We start from the raw sequence: 17,208 nt of genomic DNA, 5'->3' as shown, positions 1-17,208 counted from the left end.
TCAACTAATATTGGCCACCGCATTAGACTGTATGTAGAACAGTCGCTCAGATTCGTTTGGAGTTAAGCCGCCGTTATACCAGTGAGGCCGGATAGCGCTGTAATACCCCGTGATGTAGCGGATAATCGCGTCCTGGGCTTCGCTGAAGCTGTTGTAACCCTTTGTCGGCACCCATTCTGTCTTCAGGCTGCGGAAGAACCGCTCCATTGGCGCATTATCCCAGCAGTTACCCCGCCGACTCATACTCTGCTTTATCCGGCAGCGCCACAGGGCTTGCCGGTATTGACGGCTGGTATAGTGGCTGCCCTGGTCGCTGTGGAACATGACTCCTGTTGGTTGTCCCCGGAGTTCCCAGGCCATCTGCAACGCTTTAACTGTCAGCGCCGAGTCCGGCGACGTCGACATGGCCCAGCCCACCGGTTTGCGGGCGAACAGATCTAGCACCACCGCAAGGTAAGCCCAGCATTTGCCCGTCCAGATGTAGGTCACATCGCCGCACCAGACCTGATCCGGCGCGGTAACCGCGAACTGGCGGTTGAGATAGTTCGGTATTTCAACGTGTTCATTGCCGCCGCGTTTGTATTTGTGAGCCGGTCGCTGGCAGCTGGCGATACCCAGCTCCTTCATCAGCTTGCCAGCCAGCCAGCGCCCCATTTTGACACCGGAGCTGCCGGTGACGATGGTCGCGATACTTCGAGCGCCGGCAGAGCCGCCGCTGGCGTTCCAGGCTTCCATGACGCGGCTACACTTAACCACGCGCTCACCGTCGGGTTCATTAGCGGAAGCCTGCCAGTGCCTGTAGCTGCTGCGATGTACCTCAAAAGTTTGGCACAACGCCGTGACCGGGTATCGCGCCCTCAGCCTGTCGACTACCGTGAACCGTTGAGTGAGTCCGACATTAAGAGCGCCGTAGCCTTTTTTAGGATTTCGTTCTCCATTTCAAGGCATTGGACTTTTTTCTTCATCTCACGCAGCTCGAGCTGTTCAGGGGTAAGAGGAAGTCCCGTTGGCGTTTTTCCCTGTCGTTCAAGGCGAAGCTTATTGACCCAGCGACTAATGGCAGAATGGCTGACATTAACCGCCTCTGCGGCCTTAACGTATGTGTAGCCGTGGTCGACAACCAGCTTTGCGGCTTCGAGCTTAAATTCCGCCGTAAAATGTTTACCCATGAGGTCACCTGTCGTGTTGATGAGGTGAGCATATCACCTCCGCTCAGGTGGCCAGTATCAGTGTGCCACTACACCTCCAGTACTGTATTGGCGGGGTACAAGACCGGTGGAAGCGGCAAAATTACGACTGTTTTCATATTGCTTGCCATCGCCTAACTGTGATGACAAAACGCTGGCTGTTATCGGTACAACACCAGGGATGGTCATTAAATGCTGGCCAGTTTCATCTAGAGAGAGTGCCTGCCCAAGTTCTCTTTCGAGCTCTGCTATCTGCCCAACCAAATATTGGTAATGATCGTGTAATCGAAGCAGCAACTGTGCCAGATAAGGTGGCAAGTCATTATCAGCCAGAACAGCTGAAAGCCTTTTGATTACCGCAATACCTTTCGGCATGCTGAGACCAAACTCCAGTAAAAAAGCATGCATTTGGTTAGTCGTTTTAACTTTGTCTCTGACCAACGACTCCCTGACGCGATGCAAGGCTCGCATAGCCTGCTGAGCCTCAGTTCTTGGCTGCACAAACCGCATGGAAGGGCGTGATCCGGCTTCGCATATTGCTTCGGCATCAACGAAATCGTTCTTGTTGCTCTTGACAAAAGGGCGGACAAACTGCGGAGAGATCAACTTTACTTCATGCCCCAGCCCACTGATCCGACGAGCCATAAAATGGGCACCGGCGCAGGCTTCCATTACAACGGTAGTAGGTGTACACGTAGCCAGAAACTCGATGAGTTTGGTGCGGGTAAACTTTTTCCGCAGTAATGCCTTGCCTGATTTATCCTGACAATGAATGTGAAAAGAATGTTTGCCGAGATCGATACCAATAAGCGTGACGTTTTGCATGATGGCCTTCTCCATAAAGAAACACCCTGTCAGCGTACCGCTCACAGGGTGGGGGTGACCATCTCATTAGGCCAAACACGCGTTTCATCATCAGGACTGTGGTAATGGCCATATCCGAGTAGTGGAGCGGTCGTCCACGCCGTTCAGTAGTCGTTTTTTCCGTCCATGCAGCAATGGCTGATTCATCTAAATAGCTGTTCCTAATATCGCTACACTTTTGCCTGTCCATGTTTTCCACTGGGAAACGGGCTGACGGTTTCCATGAAGCGACGAACCTTGTTCAGTAACTGCCACATTGAACAGCATTGATGATTGCGGGTAATGGTTTCATGCAACGCCTGCCATAACCGCTCTACATGATTTACCCATGGTGAGTACACCGGCTGATAAATAACCCTGAATTTCGGGTTTTCTTCCAGCCAGCGCTGCGTCTCCCGGCTTTTGTGAATAATGTAGTTATCAACTATCAGCGTGAGCGTTTTTGCCCGTCTGTACGTTGCTCTCAGATGCTCTAACATACTGATAAACAAACACGAACTTTTACTGTTTCCTCCAACATCGCTGACTTTTCCCGTCCCGCTGTGTAATGCACCCGCCAGATAATATTTCTCGTTCTGGCCCGGCGTCACGATGCGTTTCTGCTTCCCGCGAACCTGCCAGTCCGCGCCAATTTTGGGATTCAGATGAATATCCACTTCGTCTTCGTAAAAGACGGGATGTTCCGCGCTGCATTGTTCCAGCGCCATCGCGATGGCCTCCATTTTTTCTTCCTTATGCGGGTCGCGGATACGCAGCGTAGGAGCTGCGCGTCGCCACACCAGACCGGCAGAAGGCCGCCAACGGCGCACCGTGGAAGCATGCAACTGGCAACCGGTTATCTCATTGATTTTTATCGCTAGCAGTTCCGTGCTCCAGCGCGAACGCTGATAGCCAAAATCATGAGGGGAACGCTTTACGAGCTGGATTAACAGTGCGCAGATCTGTTCAAACGGCCAGCGACGGCCACGACCGGGCCGCAGAGATTTGAGGCCTTCAATGCCGTACAGGGTGAGCCAGTTAATCCATCTGCCGATTGACGAACGGGCGCAGCAAAGCATTCTGGCGACATCGCTCACGCGCTCGCCCCGGTGCAACATCAGGATGGCGGTCAGCCTGCGAGCGTGATTCTTGTCACGCGTTTTATGGAGAGTTTTCTTCATCAGGCGTCGTTCGTTACGGGGTATCGGTGCTATGCTCGACATCGCTCAGTCCGGTTGATGATTTGGGATCTTTATCGATTGATCAGATCGCTCAACTCGGACTGAGTTCCCTTCAGGTGATCTACTATTCGGAACAGTTATTTAGCCATACGGTTAGAGAACCGCGCTGCTTGAGGGCCTTGTTATAGGAGGGCCAGTTAGTGATTTTAAAATTTTGTTTTGCCATGGAGACCTGATGTTGAAACAACTATGGTGATCTGATCCGATGATTAACCAAACTTTCTATTTATTCAACAAAGCCTAATATTCTTTCTCAGTTTACGGCATTTCTCGGACATTAACCCGATTGAAGCTGATGGAATACTAGGCTGTGTCCCTTAATTACATAACCTCTGGTAAAACAGGCGGATGCAGCCCAGTTTCAACATTGCCAGATAATTCCTCGCCGTTTTGTCGTAACGTGTCGCAATGCGACGGTATTCTTTCAGACGGCCAAAGCACCGCTCAACAACGTTCCGATTGCGGTAGGCGTCACGATCGAGCTTTGAACGACCATCCACCGCCATTTTTTCAGTGGATTTTCGGGGGATGACAGTTTTTATACCTCTTTTTTTCAGCTCGTTACGTAATACATGCCCGGAGTACGCCTTGTCAGCGAGTACCGCATGACCACGGCGTTTCATACTGCCGTTCTGGCGTTGAACGGCTTTGTTGAATAAATAGAAAGTTTGGTTAATCATCGGATCAGATCACCATAGTTGTTTCAACATCAGGTCTCCATGGCAAAACAAAATTTTAAAATCACTAACTGGCCCTCCTATAACAAGGCCCTCAAGCAGCGCGGTTCTCTAACCGTATGGCTAGATGAATCAGCCATTGCTGCATGGACGGAAAAAACGACTACTGAACGGCGTGGACGACCGCTCCACTACTCAGATATGGCCATCACCACAGTCCTGATGATGAAACGCGTGTTTGGCCTTTCATTGAGGGCTTTACAGGGTTTTGTTGACTCGATTTTTAAACTGATTAAATTGTCGCTGCATTGTCCAGACTATTCGCTGCTCAGCAAGCGAGCAAAGACAGTGAACATCAGCATAAAAACGCCAACCCGTGGTGAAATCTCACATCTGGTCATTGATGGAACCGGCCTGAAGGTCTTTGGCGAAGGCGAATGGAAAGTCCGGCAGCATGGTGCCGACAGACGCAGGGTGTGGCGTAAGCTGCATCTGGCAGTAGACAGTGCGACGCATGAGATTATCTGTGCGGATTTGTCGCTCAGTGGTACGACTGATGCCCAGGCTCTACCGGCACTGATAAACCAGACCCACCGGAAAATCAGAGAGGCATCGGCTGACGGCGCTTACGATACAGGTTACTGCCATGATGCTCTGCTGAGGAAGAAAATAAGGCCGCTTATCCCGCCGCGAAGGGGGGCGCAATATTGGCCGGACCACTACCACGAGCGTAACCACGCTGTTGCAAATCAGCGCCTGAGCGGCAGCAACGATACCTGGAAAAAGAAAGTGGGCTATCACCGACGCTCAGTGGCTGAAACGGCCATGTTCCGGTTCAAAACGCTTCTGGGTGGTCATCTAAGTCTGCGTGACTACGATGCTCAGGTGGGTGAAGCCATGGCGATGGTCAAAGCGCTTAACCGGATCACGCTATTAGGAATGCCGAACAGTATTCGCATCACGTAACAATCGACCTGGGGCACAGTCGTTACAAGTTCTGATTTATTCAACAAAGCCGCGTTGAACACCAATACCGTCCAAAAGACGTAGTGCAAACTGACTTTCATGAGCCTGACCGGGGCTCAACACGATGTTTAACGGAAGACCACTTCCGTCTGTAGCCATATGGATTTTGGTGCCAAAACCACCTCGAGAGCGACCCAGCCCATTATCTCCGGTGATATCGGGATGTTTTTTTGAGCACCGGCAGCACATTTCAGCGCCCTGATATTGCTACCATCCAGCGCAGTCGCTGACCAGTCCACGAGGCCATGGGCATCAAGTGATGAAAGTAACTTATTGAAAATAATGTTAATGAATCCCGATTTTGACCATCGGTTAAAGCGGTTATAAACGGTTTTCCATGGGCCGTATCGCTCAAGTAAATCACGCCATGGGGCACCAGAGCACAGCACCCAGAACATGCCATTGATAATCATGCGATGCTCAGCCCATGGGCGTCCGGCCTGTGGTGTTGCTGGTTCAGTAGGGAGTAAGGGCTGGATGATAGCCCATGCTTCATCGGGAAGGTCGTAGCGAGCCATAGTTCAAAATAATTTAGAAACAAACAGTTAGTATAACTCATGGGATTAAGGGACACAGCCTAAATTTCGCTACTGATGCCTGCGATGCGCCCGGCTCGATTCCACTTTTTATTCAAGCTTCATTGATATGTTGCAGGGTAGAATAATTATGTCATTATTGATGCGCTATTTTATTACCACTACCTCGGTAAAGCGTGTCGGCTTTGTATGTTTTTAATATTTGGCATCTTATGATTATCCAGCATTGAAGGTTTTATAAAATTTCAATAGTGAAACAAATTTCATTTTCTTAACGCCGTCGCTGGTTATATTTTTTAACCGATAAGATACCGTTGTTGTCGGGAACCAAACGTTTTCTTTGTTGATAGGGCTTACCATTGATTGACATCCTACCTATCGTTTTTGGCTATCGTGTTAAGGATAATGATAAATGAACATTCGGGATCTAGAGTATCTGGTGGCGTTAGCTGAACACCGTCATTTCCGGCGTGCAGCGGACTCCTGTCATGTCAGCCAACCGACACTCAGCGGTCAAATTCGTAAACTGGAAGATGAACTTAGCGTGATGTTATTGGAGCGCACCAGCAGAAAAGTGTTGTTTACTCAGGCTGGCTTGCTACTGGTCGAACAGGCAAGGACCGTGCTGCGCGAAGTCAAAGTGCTTAAAGAGATGGCGAGCCAACAGGGAGATACCATGTCTGGTCCACTGCATATTGGGCTTATCCCCACCGTTGGACCCTACCTACTGCCGCATATCATTCCCATGCTGCATCGCACGTTTCCTAAGCTGGAAATGTACCTGCATGAAGCGCAGACGCATCAACTACTGGCACATCTGGATAGCGGCAAGCTGGACTGCGCCATTCTCGCGATGGTCAAGGAATCGGAAGCATTTATCGAAGTACCACTGTTTGATGAACCAATGAAACTGGCGATTTATCAGGATCATCCGTGGGCAAACCGTGAGCGTGTTGCCATGTCCGATCTGGCCGGTGAAAAACTGCTGATGCTGGAAGATGGGCACTGCCTGCGCGATCAGGCATTGGGGTTCTGCTTTCAGGCAGGGGCAGATGAAGATACGCATTTTCGCGCCACCAGCCTGGAAACGTTGCGCAACATGGTTGCCGCTGGCAGTGGGATCACCTTGCTGCCTTCACTGGCGGTGCCTCATGAGCGCCAGCGTGATGGTGTCTGTTATTTACCGTGCTACAAGCCGGAGCCGAAGCGAACTGTCACGCTGGTGTACCGCCCAGGATCGCCACTGCGCGGTCGCTATGAACAGCTGGCGGACGCTGTGCGGGAACATATGCAGCACTATTTGGACAGTGCATTAAAACAGGCGGTTTAACCCATTAAGTGCCGCCACTCGGTAAGCTTCGGCCATCGTTGGGTAATTAAAAGTTGTATTAACGAAATATTCGATAGTATTCCCTTCGCCTTTTTGCTCCATGATGGCCTGGCCGATGTGAATAATCTCCGCAGCACGCTCGCCAAAACAGTGAATACCGAGGATTTGCCTGGTTTCTCGGTGAAAAAGTATCTTCAGTCCTCCCACGTTCATGCCAACGATTTGCGCCCGCGCCAGATGTTTGAACTGCGCGCGTCCAACCTCATAGGGCACTTTCATCGCCGTAAGCTCCTGCTCGGTTTTCCCTACGGAACTGATTTCCGGAATGGTGTAGATCCCCGTTGGGATATCTTCGATGAGGTGTGCACTGGCATCGCCTTTGACGATGGCCTGCGCTGCCAATCGTCCCTGATCGTAGGCTGCTGAAGCCAGGCTGGGATAGCCGATGACGTCGCCCACGGCGTAGATGTGTGCCAGTGCCGTTTGGTACATGCTGTTGACTTTCAACTGGCCGCGTCCGTCTGGCACCAAACCGATTTTTTCCAGCCCTAACGTCTCCGTGTTGCCGGTGCGCCCATTGGCGTACAGCAAGCAGTCGGCCTTCATCTTTTTACTGGATTTAAGGTGAACAATGACGCCGTCAGCGGTGCCTTCGATCGATTCGAACTCTTCGTTATGGCGAATGACAACGCCATTGTTCCAAAAATGGTAGGACAGAGCGTCAGACATTTCCTGATCGAGAAACGCCAGCAGACGATCGCGGGTGTTGATCAGATCCACTTTTACGCTCAGGCCACGAAAGATCGAGGCATATTCACAGCCAATCACGCCTGCGCCATAAATAATCACGTGCTGGGGTTCGTGATCCAGTTCCAGAATGGAATCGCTGTCGTAAATACGGGGATGTGCAAAGTCTACGTTTGTCGGGTGGTAGGGACGTGAGCCGGTGGCAATGATAATGTGAGCGGCCGTAAGCGTATCTTGCATATTATCGGGGTACTGCACGGCAACAGTGTGCTCATCGATGAAATGCGCTTCACCTGAAAATATTTCGCAATGGTTACGTTCGTAAAAACCCTGACGCATGCGGGTTTGCTGGCCGATGACGCTGTCTGCGTGGTGCAGGATGTCGGAGAACGAGGAGCGAATAGGGCGTGAATTATCGCTGTACAGCGGGTTCTGGTTAAATTCGATGATGCGGCTGACGGCATGGCGCAACGCTTTGGAGGGGATGGTTCCCCAGTGTGTGCACCCACCGCCGACGTTGTTATAGCGCTCGATGACGGCCACTCTGGCACCTTGCTTTACCAGCCCCATCGTGGCCCCTTCGCCGCCTGGGCCGGAACCAATAATGATGGCATCATAATCAAACGGTTGCTGAGTTTGTGCTTGTTGTGTCATGGTAGGGTAATCCTGTTTTTATACAAGCCGATAACGCTATTGTAACACTGCCGCGTGCATAACCCAATTTATCCCTGCTGCTGGTATGACAATCCTCTGTCTCATTTTCAATATGGCAAACTTTGTCTCAGTATGTCGCAAGTAAAGTTTGCTATAGTGCTTTCCTGGAGAGGAAAGCGGATGGTGTCAGCTGAATATGGGTGTCGGAACACAAAATATGGGTGTCAGAGCACAACAAAAAGAACGCACTCGCCGTTCCTTAATCGAAGCTGCTTTCAGTCAACTCAGTGCCGAACGGAGTTTCGCCAGCCTGAGCTTGCGTGAAGTCGCACGTGAGGCGGGCATCGCTCCCACCTCTTTTTATCGCCACTTCCGCGATGTCGATGAATTGGGTTTGACGATGGTCGATGAAAGCGGCCTGATGTTGCGTCAACTGATGCGACAGGCACGCCAGCGCATTGCCAAAAGCGGCAGCGTTATCCGCACATCGGTCGCCACCTTTATGGAGTTCATTGGCAACAACCCCAATGCGTTCCGTCTGTTGTTGCGTGAACGTTCGGGCACCTCCGCCGCGTTTCGTGCTGCTGTAGCCCGTGAAATCCAGCATTTTATTGCGGAACTGGCGGACTATCTTGAAGTGGAAAATCATATCCCGCGTGAATTTGCGGAGGCCCAGTCTGAAGCCATGGTCACGATAGTGTTTAGCGCTGGCGCAGAGGCGTTGGACGTTGGACTTGAGCAGCGGCGGCAATTGGAAGAACGCCTGGTGCTGCAATTACGCCTGATTGCCAAAGGGGCTTACTACTGGTACAGAAAGGAACATGAGAAGGAAGTGAATACTTCTGACGTGTAGCAGGACCCTGTACATGATTCTGTGTAAATGCCTTTCTCAGTAGTGGCCGTCCAGGCGGTCACCGAACTCGATAATAAAACGGCTCATTGCCATACGCCAGTCCCGCAGTGGCATCGTCCATTTCTGTGAGGCCGACTGGATTGCCAGCCACACCACCTTTTTCACTGCGTCGTCAGTCGGGAACACCTTGCGTTTTTTAATCGCATGCCGGATCACACTGTTCGGCGACTCGATGGCGTTGGTTGTGTCGATGACTTTGCGGATATCTGCCGGGTAAGAGAAGAACGTTGCCAGATTGCTCCAGTTCGTCTGCCAGCTCCGGCTTATCTGTGGATAGCGTCTGTCCCATGCGCTGGCGAATGCTTCCAGCCCCTGCTGGCCTGCTTCTTCCGTAGCGGCCTGATAGATGGCTTTCAGGTCGCGTGTGACGGCTTTGTAGTCCTTCCAAGAGACGAACCTCAGGCTGTTGCGTACCATGTGCACGATGCACTGCTGGATGCGGGCTTCCGGATACACCGCGTTGATGGCGTCCGGGAAGCCTTTCAGACCGTCGACACAGGCGATGAGGATATCGTTCAGGCCGCGGTTTTTTAGTTCTGTCAGCACATTGAGCCAGAACTTCGCGCCCTCGTTTTCGGCCAGCCACATACCCAGCAGTTCTTTCTGGCCCTCGATGTTGATACCCAGTGCCAGGAACACGGATTTATTGATGACGCGACTGTCCTGCCGGACCTTCAGGATGATACAGTCAAGGTAAACAATGGGATAGACTGCATCCAGTGGACGATTTTGCCATTCAGTAACCTGTTCCATCACGACGTCGGTGACCTTCGAGACCAGCGCCGGTGAGGCATCCGCGTCATACAGCTCACGCAGACGCTATCTCGCGGGTGGTCATCCCTCTGGCGTACAGGGACAGGATTTGGTTATCCATCCCGGTGATCCGGGTCTGGTTTTTCTTCACCAGTTGTGGTTCGAAGGAGCCATCACGATCGCGCGGAGTACGTAGTTCCAGAGGGCCATCGCCGGTGGTCACGGTGTTTGTGGAATAGCCGTTGCGGGAGTTGGCCCCCGGTTTGGGCTGATTTTTATCGTAGCCCAGATGGTGGGACATTTCGGCGTTGAGAGCAGCCTCAACGCTGATTTTCTTCAGCAGGCGATCGAATTGGCTGAGATCGTCAGGGGTTTTGAGATTTTTGGCCAGTTCGTTAGCCAGAGCCTGCAACTGTTTTTCGTCCATAAATTAACCTATTTTTGATGTTGGATTGAACATATCAAAATCAAGCAATTACACAAATTTATGTACAGGGTCGTCGCTGCAAATGCCAGCCCTTGGGTGTCATAACCTGCGGTTGCCTCTACCACTTGCCCAGTCAGGGAAAAGACCATATCGGCGGCACTAACGTGACTGCCACCACCGTCGCCCGATTCACCAATGTCAGTATTACCCGCTGCTGGCGCTTCCAGTACTTGAGTCGGGTCTGCGCCTTGTGCGATAGCATCCTGTAACGCTGCCACATCCTGAGCGTCTTGCGCTGTGGCCTGCGGCATTACGTTGGTGTTGTCACTCCACTGGCTGTTTCTCCCAACATCCAGGGTTTTTCCGTCCGGCAACGTGATAGACACGGAACCGTCGCCACCCGTGACGATCTCTTCGCCACGATAAATTTTGTCACCTGCTGTTAATAACCGCTGTGTGCCATCAAGAGAAATGACGAAGACTTGCCCGATAACGAATTTAATGATACCGATTACGCTATTCACTACGGCTTCTCCTTGATATATATAATTATTTTTATACAGATATTGAGTTGTTGTAAGGGGATATCAACATCATCCTGATGGGTAAATCTGCGATTAGCTCTCCTGGCCTTGAAACTGTGCAGTCATAAATCAACGCGCGTTGACCGAACACTTGCTTAAGCAAAAAAAGGCGCTCCAAAAATGTTAACCAATTAGCACGCTAATGGGTTAACCATGATGGAGAAAACCGGTTTGCCAGAGCAAAAAATGACGGTATAGGCGTCAATCACTTGACTCGCTAAGCATAATCATAAAAAATTCGGAATATTCTTGCTACAAACTTTAATACAAAGAGCATCAAATATTTCTCAAACATTGAATCAGAATGAGATAACAACACAATTAACTGATAATAAATGAGTTTAAAAACTCTCACGGCGTTCTATTGAGAAAAAATCGCCGGATGGGAAATTAAGAATAATCACAAAAAAACCAAGCATTCAAATTAATCACAGCGTTTACATGCCATAAAGGAAAACAGCATTATGCTACCTGTATTTCGATACGCTTTTTTACCTTTAGGGATTATGGTCGCACAGCCTTCCAGCGCCTCGACTTTACAGGATGTAATCAAACAAACTCTTGCCACGCATCCCGAAGTCAGCGCGTCGGTAAACAGTCGGCTTTCCGCCGATCATGATTTACGCTCTGCCAAGGGCGGGTATTTGCCGTCAATCAACTTGAACGCAGGAACCGGTCGTGAGGAGACAGATACCGTTTCTACACGCGCGAGTGGCGGTAAAACAGAACTGCAACGCAGTGAATCCTGTATCACCTTACAACAAACGCTGTTTGACGGATTTGCTACGTCGAGCGAAGTTGGTAGGCAGAGAGCAACAGTCAATTCACGAGCCTACAAGGTACTCAATACGTCTGAGAACGTGGCCTTGAATGCGATTCAGGTGTATCTCGATGTGCTGCAACGGGCAGAATTCGTCAAACTGGCGCAAAATAATCTCGCCAACCACGAGCGTATCTACGATCAGATCCGGCTGCGCAGCCAGCAAGGCGTTGCGCGCCTAGCAGATCTCGAGCAGGCTGAGGCGCGTTTGGCACAGGCAAGGAACTATCTGCTTACCGAGCAGACCAATCTTGATGATGCGAAGACTAACTACTTTAGAGTTACGGGTGTCGAACCCGACAACCTGATACTACCAGATACCGCGTTGTTGACCATTCCCGCCTCGCTGGCCGAAGCTCGGCGCGTCATGCTGGCCAATAGCCCAATACTCAAGTCCGCCGAATCAGACATCTCTGCGACACAACAACAATATGAGGCAGCAAAGTCCTCCTATTATCCTCGTGTCAACATCGAGCTCGACCGCAATATGAATAACAACGTGGATGGCGTTCGCGGGCAAAGCAACGAGTGGCAGGCAATGGTCAGAATGCGTTACAACCTCTATCAAGGGGGAAGCAACAAGGCCAACGCGGATGCAAAAGCGTATCAAATTAAAGAGGCACAGGATATTCGCAACAACACGCTGCGTCAGTTGAACGAAGAGTTGCGTCTCGCCTGGACCGCGCTGAATAACGCCCGCCAGCACATCCCCATCGCCGCTGAGTATGCCGATCGCAGTATGAAAGTTCGCACGGCCTACCAAAAGCAATTCAGCATTGGTGAACGCACACTGCTGGATTTGCTGGACAGTTAAAATGAGCTTCTCACCTCGCAACGTCGTCTGGTAGAGATTCAATTCATTGAGAGGTTTACCGAATATCGTATCAAGGCCAGAATGGGAGACCTGCTGCGCAACCTTTCTATTCAGAGCCCAACAGCAGGACAAAGTTTGGATAACGTCACGGCAGATGTGGATTTGCCTTCGTTAAACTAGGCTGTGTCCCTTAATCCCATGAGTTATACTAACTGTTTGTTTCTACATAATTTTGATCTACGGCTCGCTACGACCTTCCCGATGAAGCATGGGCTATCATCCAGCCCTTACTCCCTGCTGAACCAGCAACACCACAGGCCGGACGCCCATGGGCTGAGCATCGCATGATTATCAATGGCATGTTCTGGGGGCTGTGCTCATATCGTTATACACATCTTTTGGCCATTTTTTGAACAGGATGCTCAGAACCCCGTGAATTAAGGCATTCAAGCCATCCCATTGGCTTTTTGAGGTTCAAAATGCTACTCTGAGATAAACCCGTAACTCATTGATTAAACAGTGCGTTAGAAAGATGTGTATAACGATATGGGCTGTGCTCTGGTGCCCCATGGCGTGATTTACCTGAGCGATACGGCCCATGGAAAACCGTTTATAACCGCTTTAACCGATGGTCAAAATCGGGAGTCATTAACATTATTTTCAATAAGTTACTTTCATCACTTGATGCCCATGGCCTCGTGGACTGGTCAGCGACTGCGCTGGATGGTAGCAATATCAGGGCGCTGAAATGTGCTGCCGGTGCTCAAAAAAACATCCCGATATCACCGGAGATAATGGGCTGGGTCGCTCTCGAGGTGGTTTTGGCACCAAAATCCATATGGCTACAGACGGAAGTGGTCTTCCGTTAAACATCGTGTTGAGCCCCGGTCAGGCTCATGAAAGTCAGTTTGCACTACGTCTTTTGGACGGTATTGGTGTTCAACGCCAGAACGGCAGTATGAAACGCCGTGGTCATGCGGTACTCGCTGACAAGGCGTACTCCGGGCATGTATTACGTAACAAGCTGAAAAAAAGAGGTATAAAAACTGTCATCCCCCGAAAATCCACTGAAAAAATGGCGGTGGATGGTCGTTCAAAGCTCGATCGTGACGCCTACCGCAATCGGAACGTTGTTGAGCGGTGCTTTGGCCGTCTGAAAGAATACCGTCGCATTGCGACACGTTACGACAAAACGGCGAGGAATTATCTGGCAATGTTGAAACTGGGCTGCATCAGCCTGTTTTACCAGAGGTTATGTAATTAAGGGACACAGCCTAGCGTCTGCGTCGGAAACGACAGTGGGTTGCACGAGGCCGTGACTCGTTTGTCTGCCGTGTTTTACCTCACGTATCACGCGTGTGGTAAGCACGGCAGACTGTGTTATGTAAGGGAAGATCAGTGAGATGAAGTTACATTCCGTCGAGGATATCGATACTCCGGAAGCGTCCGTTGCGCATGAACACAACGATCCTCGCACCCGTCATGACGATCCATTACTGGATGGTTTGTTGATTTTGTGTGCGCTACAGGGCAAGCCTGCGAGTCGCGCTACGCTCACTGCGGGTCTTCCTTTGGCAAAACAGCTCCTGACAATGTCATTGCTGCCACGTGCAGCCAGCATGCAAGGCCGGGTACTAAAACGCCCGCTGGATGGCATTCCCGACATGTCACTGCCTGCCATGTTATTGCTGCGAGAAGGCCGTTCAGCGGTGCTGCTTGGCTGGAACGACGATGGTTCAGCGCGCATCATGCCGAGTGAGACGGAAGGCGGCGAGATACACGTCGATCGCAACACGCTTCAGCAGAATTATCTTGGTCTGGTACTGTTTACTCAGCCGAGACATGCCTTTGATATCCAAAACGAATCGCTTATTCCACACACCAAGTCCTGGTTCAAGGACACGCTGAGACTGTCACGCTTCTTGTATATCGATGCGGTGCTGGCCAGTTTTATTATCAATATCATCGCACTCGCCACGCCGCTGTTCGTGATGAATGTGTATGACAGGGTGGTACCCAATCAAGCAACGGCAACCCTTTGGGTGCTGGCGATCGGTGTTATTGGTGCGTTTATTTTCGATCTCATTCTGAAAACGCTACGTGGCATTTGCCTCGATATGGCAGGAAAAAAGACCGATCTGATCATCTCCACCTCACTGTTTGAACGCATTATTGGGATGTCGATGATTGCGCGACCAGCCCGCGTTGGCAGCTTTGCGAAAAATATTAATTAATTTCAATCATTAAGGAATTTCTTCTCATCGCTGGCCTTAACCACGCTGATAGATTTCCCGTTCACACTGCTGCTGTTGCTGGTGATTGGCCTGATTGGCGGTCCTCTGGTGTGGGTGCCAATACTCACCTACCCTATTGCCTTATCCGTAAGCTGGGCGCTGCAAAAACCGCTGGTTGCAACCATCAGTAAAACAATAGATCTGGCCAGCGAGCGTCAAGCCACCCTGATAGAAACGCTCAGCAGTCTGGATGCGCTGAAAGTGAATAATGCTCAGAGTGAGCGCCAGCACAGTTGGGAACAAACGCTGGGCAGTCTTAGTCGATTGGAAATGCGCGCCAAGGCGCTCTCTTCGCTGGCGGTCAACCTGACGCTGGGGTTCCAGAAAATCGCTGGTGTGGTGATGATCATCGCGGGCGTCTACCTGTTGATTGACGGCAAACTCAGTATGGGGGGATTGATTGCCAGCTATATGCTCAGTGGCCGCGCACTTACGCCCCTTGGTCATCTATCGGGCCTGGTCACGCGTTATCAGCAGGCCAAGATAACCATGACGACCACCGAAGAGATGATGCAATTGCCGCAAGAGCGTCAAGAGAATGAGCGGCCGCTTAAACGCGAACGCATTCAAGGCGGACTGGAATTCCGTGACGTGACCTTCAGTTATCCTGAACAGAAGCACCGATCTTTGCACAACATCAATCTCTCTGTCGCCGCAGGTGAAAAAGTTGGCATCATTGGTCGCAGCGGTTCAGGCAAAAGTTCGCTGGAAAAACTGATCGTCAATCTTTATCCCCCAAGCGAAGGGAATATTTTGATCGACGGCGTGGACACACGTCAGTTGGATGTCAGCGATTTGAGCCACAACATTGGCTATGTACCGCAAGATATTCAACTGATCAGCGGCACTCTGCGCGATAATCTGATCAGCGGTGCTCGCTATATTGATGATGAATCCATGCTGCGCGCCGCCGAAATCGCCGGTGTCAACGAATTCGCGCGCCTGCATGCGGATGGCTATAACTTGCAGGTGGGGGAACGCGGCTTGCAACTCTCCGGCGGTCAGCGTCAAGCCGTTGCCATCGCGCGCGCTGTTGCTCGATCCGCCAATCATGGTGTTAGATGAACCCACAAGTTCGATGGATAACACCAGTGAAGACCGCCTAAAACAGGCATTACAGCCAGTGTTGCAAAACAAAACGCTGCTGTTGGTGACGCATCGCGTTTCCATGCTGGCCCTGGTAGATCGTTTAATCATTATCGATAAAAGCCGCATTATTGCCGATGGTCCAAAGGCTATAGTGATGGATGCGTTAAAGAAAGGACAGATCAATGTAGTGGTCAACTAATATTGGCCACCGCATTAGACTGTATGTAGAACAGTCGCTCAGATTCGTTTGGAGTTAAGCCGCCGTTATACCAGTGAGGCCGGATAGCGCTGTAATACCCCGTGATGTAGCGGATAATCGCGTCCTGGGCTTCGCTGAAGCTGTTGTAACCCTTTGTCGGCACCCATTCTGTCTTCAGGCTGCGGAAGAACCGCTCCATTGGCGCATTATCCCAGCAGTTACCCCGCCGACTCATACTCTGCTTTATCCGGCAGCGCCACAGGGCTTGCCGGTATTGACGGCTGGTATAGTGGCTGCCCTGGTCGCTGTGGAACATGACTCCTGTTGGTTGTCCCCGGAGTTCCCAGGCCATCTGCAACGCTTTAACTGTCAGCGCCGAGTCCGGCGACGTCGACATGGCCCAGCCCACCGGTTTGCGGGCGAACAGATCTAGCACCACCGCAAGGTAAGCCCAGCATTTGCCCGTCCAGATGTAGGTCACATCGCCGCACCAGACCTGATCCGGCGCGGTAACCGCGAACTGGCGGTTGAGATAGTTCGGTATTTCAACGTGTTCATTGCCGCCGCGTTTGTATTTGTGAGCCGGTCGCTGGCAGCTGGCGATACCCAGCTCCTTCATCAGCTTGCCAGCCAGCCAGCGCCCCATTTTGACACCGGAGCTGCCGGTGACGATGGTCGCGATACTTCGAGCGCCGGCAGAGCCGCCGCTGGCGTTCCAGGCTTCCATGACGCGGCTACACTTAACCACGCGCTCACCGTCGGGTTCATTAGCGGAAGCCTGCCAGTGCCTGTAGCTGCTGCGATGTACCTCAAAAGTTTGGCACAACGCCGTGACCGGGTATCGCGCCCTCAGCCTGTCGACTACCGTGAACCGTTGAGTGAGTCCGACATTAAGAGCGCCGTAGCCTTTTTTAGGATTTCGTTCTCCATTTCAAGGCATTGGACTTTTTTCTTCATCTCACGCAGCTCGAGCTGTTCAGGGGTAAGAGGAAGTCCCGTTGGCGTTTTTCCCTGTCGTTCAAGGCGAAGCTTATTGACCCAGCGACTAATGGCAGAATGGCTGACATTAACCCA

At 51.2% G+C, this 17,208-nt stretch carries 7 protein-coding genes and 10 pseudogenes; 7 read left to right on the top strand and 10 right to left on the bottom strand.

Annotated features, from left to right (window positions below; translation table 11 throughout):
• From ACWWJF_RS02855 to ACWWJF_RS02835, 5 genes and pseudogenes are all read right to left on the bottom strand, one after another.
• Positions 1 to 1,169, bottom strand: a protein-coding gene (locus tag ACWWJF_RS02855; protein WP_455868400.1) for an IS3 family transposase whose coding sequence is annotated in 2 segments (ribosomal slippage) — positions 1 to 914 and positions 914 to 1,169 — 1,170 coding nt in all. Because the reading frame shifts where the segments join, the coding sequence is not laid out codon by codon here.
• 72 nt (positions 1,170 to 1,241) lie between these two features.
• Positions 1,242 to 2,012, bottom strand: a pseudogene (locus ACWWJF_RS02850) (IS110 family RNA-guided transposase); the annotation flags it as partial.
• A gap of 67 nt (positions 2,013 to 2,079) precedes the next feature.
• A pseudogene (locus ACWWJF_RS02845) lies at positions 2,080 to 2,205 on the bottom strand (transposase); the annotation flags it as partial.
• A 16-nt stretch (positions 2,206 to 2,221) separates the two neighbouring features.
• The gene (locus tag ACWWJF_RS02840; RefSeq protein WP_455868635.1) at positions 2,222 to 3,253 is read right to left on the bottom strand and encodes an IS630 family transposase; all 1,032 of its coding nucleotides are present in this window, start codon (positions 3,251 to 3,253) and stop codon (positions 2,222 to 2,224) included.
• 335 nt (positions 3,254 to 3,588) lie between these two features.
• Positions 3,589 to 3,915 (bottom strand): annotated as a pseudogene (locus tag ACWWJF_RS02835) (transposase); the annotation flags it as partial.
• A 75-nt stretch (positions 3,916 to 3,990) separates the two neighbouring features.
• Here ACWWJF_RS02835 and ACWWJF_RS02830 point away from each other — a divergent pair.
• Positions 3,991 to 4,914, top strand: coding sequence for an IS5 family transposase (locus ACWWJF_RS02830; RefSeq protein ID WP_455868634.1), 924 nt, complete (start codon positions 3,991 to 3,993; stop codon positions 4,912 to 4,914).
• 51 nt (positions 4,915 to 4,965) lie between these two features.
• Here the strand turns inward: ACWWJF_RS02830 and ACWWJF_RS02825 are convergent.
• Positions 4,966 to 5,492, bottom strand: a pseudogene (locus ACWWJF_RS02825) (IS5 family transposase); the annotation flags it as partial.
• 430 nt (positions 5,493 to 5,922) lie between these two features.
• On the opposite strand from ACWWJF_RS02825, the gene oxyR reads away from it, so the two are divergent.
• On the top strand, positions 5,923 to 6,840 hold the full coding sequence (gene oxyR, locus ACWWJF_RS02820) for a DNA-binding transcriptional regulator OxyR (protein ID WP_455868633.1): 918 nt from the start codon (positions 5,923 to 5,925) through the stop codon (positions 6,838 to 6,840).
• On the opposite strand, the gene sthA is transcribed toward oxyR, so the two are convergent.
• A complete protein-coding gene (gene sthA, locus ACWWJF_RS02815) occupies positions 6,823 to 8,241 on the bottom strand; it encodes a Si-specific NAD(P)(+) transhydrogenase (protein ID WP_455868632.1) in 1,419 nt (472 codons plus the stop codon). The genes oxyR and sthA overlap by 18 nt on opposite strands.
• A gap of 217 nt (positions 8,242 to 8,458) precedes the next feature.
• Between sthA and fabR the strand changes: the two genes are divergently transcribed.
• Positions 8,459 to 9,094 carry an HTH-type transcriptional repressor FabR gene (gene fabR / locus ACWWJF_RS02810; RefSeq protein WP_196907442.1) on the top strand — a complete coding sequence of 212 codons (636 nt, stop codon included), beginning with the start codon at positions 8,459 to 8,461 and terminating at the stop codon, positions 9,092 to 9,094.
• 36 nt (positions 9,095 to 9,130) lie between these two features.
• Here the strand turns inward: fabR and ACWWJF_RS02805 are convergent.
• Together ACWWJF_RS02805 and ACWWJF_RS02800 are read right to left on the bottom strand one after the other, a co-directional pair.
• Positions 9,131 to 10,334, bottom strand: a pseudogene (locus ACWWJF_RS02805) (IS256 family transposase).
• Between the two features lie 8 nt (positions 10,335 to 10,342).
• The gene (locus ACWWJF_RS02800; RefSeq protein ID WP_455868631.1) at positions 10,343 to 10,858 is read right to left on the bottom strand and encodes a retention module-containing protein; all 516 of its coding nucleotides are present in this window, start codon (positions 10,856 to 10,858) and stop codon (positions 10,343 to 10,345) included.
• Between the two features lie 566 nt (positions 10,859 to 11,424).
• Between ACWWJF_RS02800 and ACWWJF_RS02795 the strand changes: the two are divergent.
• From ACWWJF_RS02795 to ACWWJF_RS02780, 4 pseudogenes are all read left to right on the top strand, one after another.
• Positions 11,425 to 12,732: pseudogene (locus tag ACWWJF_RS02795) on the top strand (TolC family outer membrane protein).
• 62 nt (positions 12,733 to 12,794) lie between these two features.
• Positions 12,795 to 12,932, top strand: a pseudogene (locus ACWWJF_RS02790) (transposase); the annotation flags it as partial.
• A gap of 171 nt (positions 12,933 to 13,103) precedes the next feature.
• Positions 13,104 to 13,816 (top strand): annotated as a pseudogene (locus ACWWJF_RS02785) (IS5 family transposase); the annotation flags it as partial.
• Between the two features lie 139 nt (positions 13,817 to 13,955).
• Positions 13,956 to 16,134 (top strand): annotated as a pseudogene (locus ACWWJF_RS02780) (type I secretion system permease/ATPase).
• Here the strand turns inward: ACWWJF_RS02780 and ACWWJF_RS02775 are convergent.
• Positions 16,127 to 17,205: pseudogene (locus ACWWJF_RS02775) on the bottom strand (IS3 family transposase); the annotation flags it as partial. The pseudogenes ACWWJF_RS02780 and ACWWJF_RS02775 overlap by 8 nt on opposite strands.
• Between the last annotated feature and the right edge of the window lie 3 nt (positions 17,206 to 17,208).

The organism is Symbiopectobacterium sp. Eva_TO (genome assembly GCF_053848865.1).
Note: the sequence above shows the minus strand (reverse complement) of the source record. Positions and strands in the feature narration are given on the sequence as shown.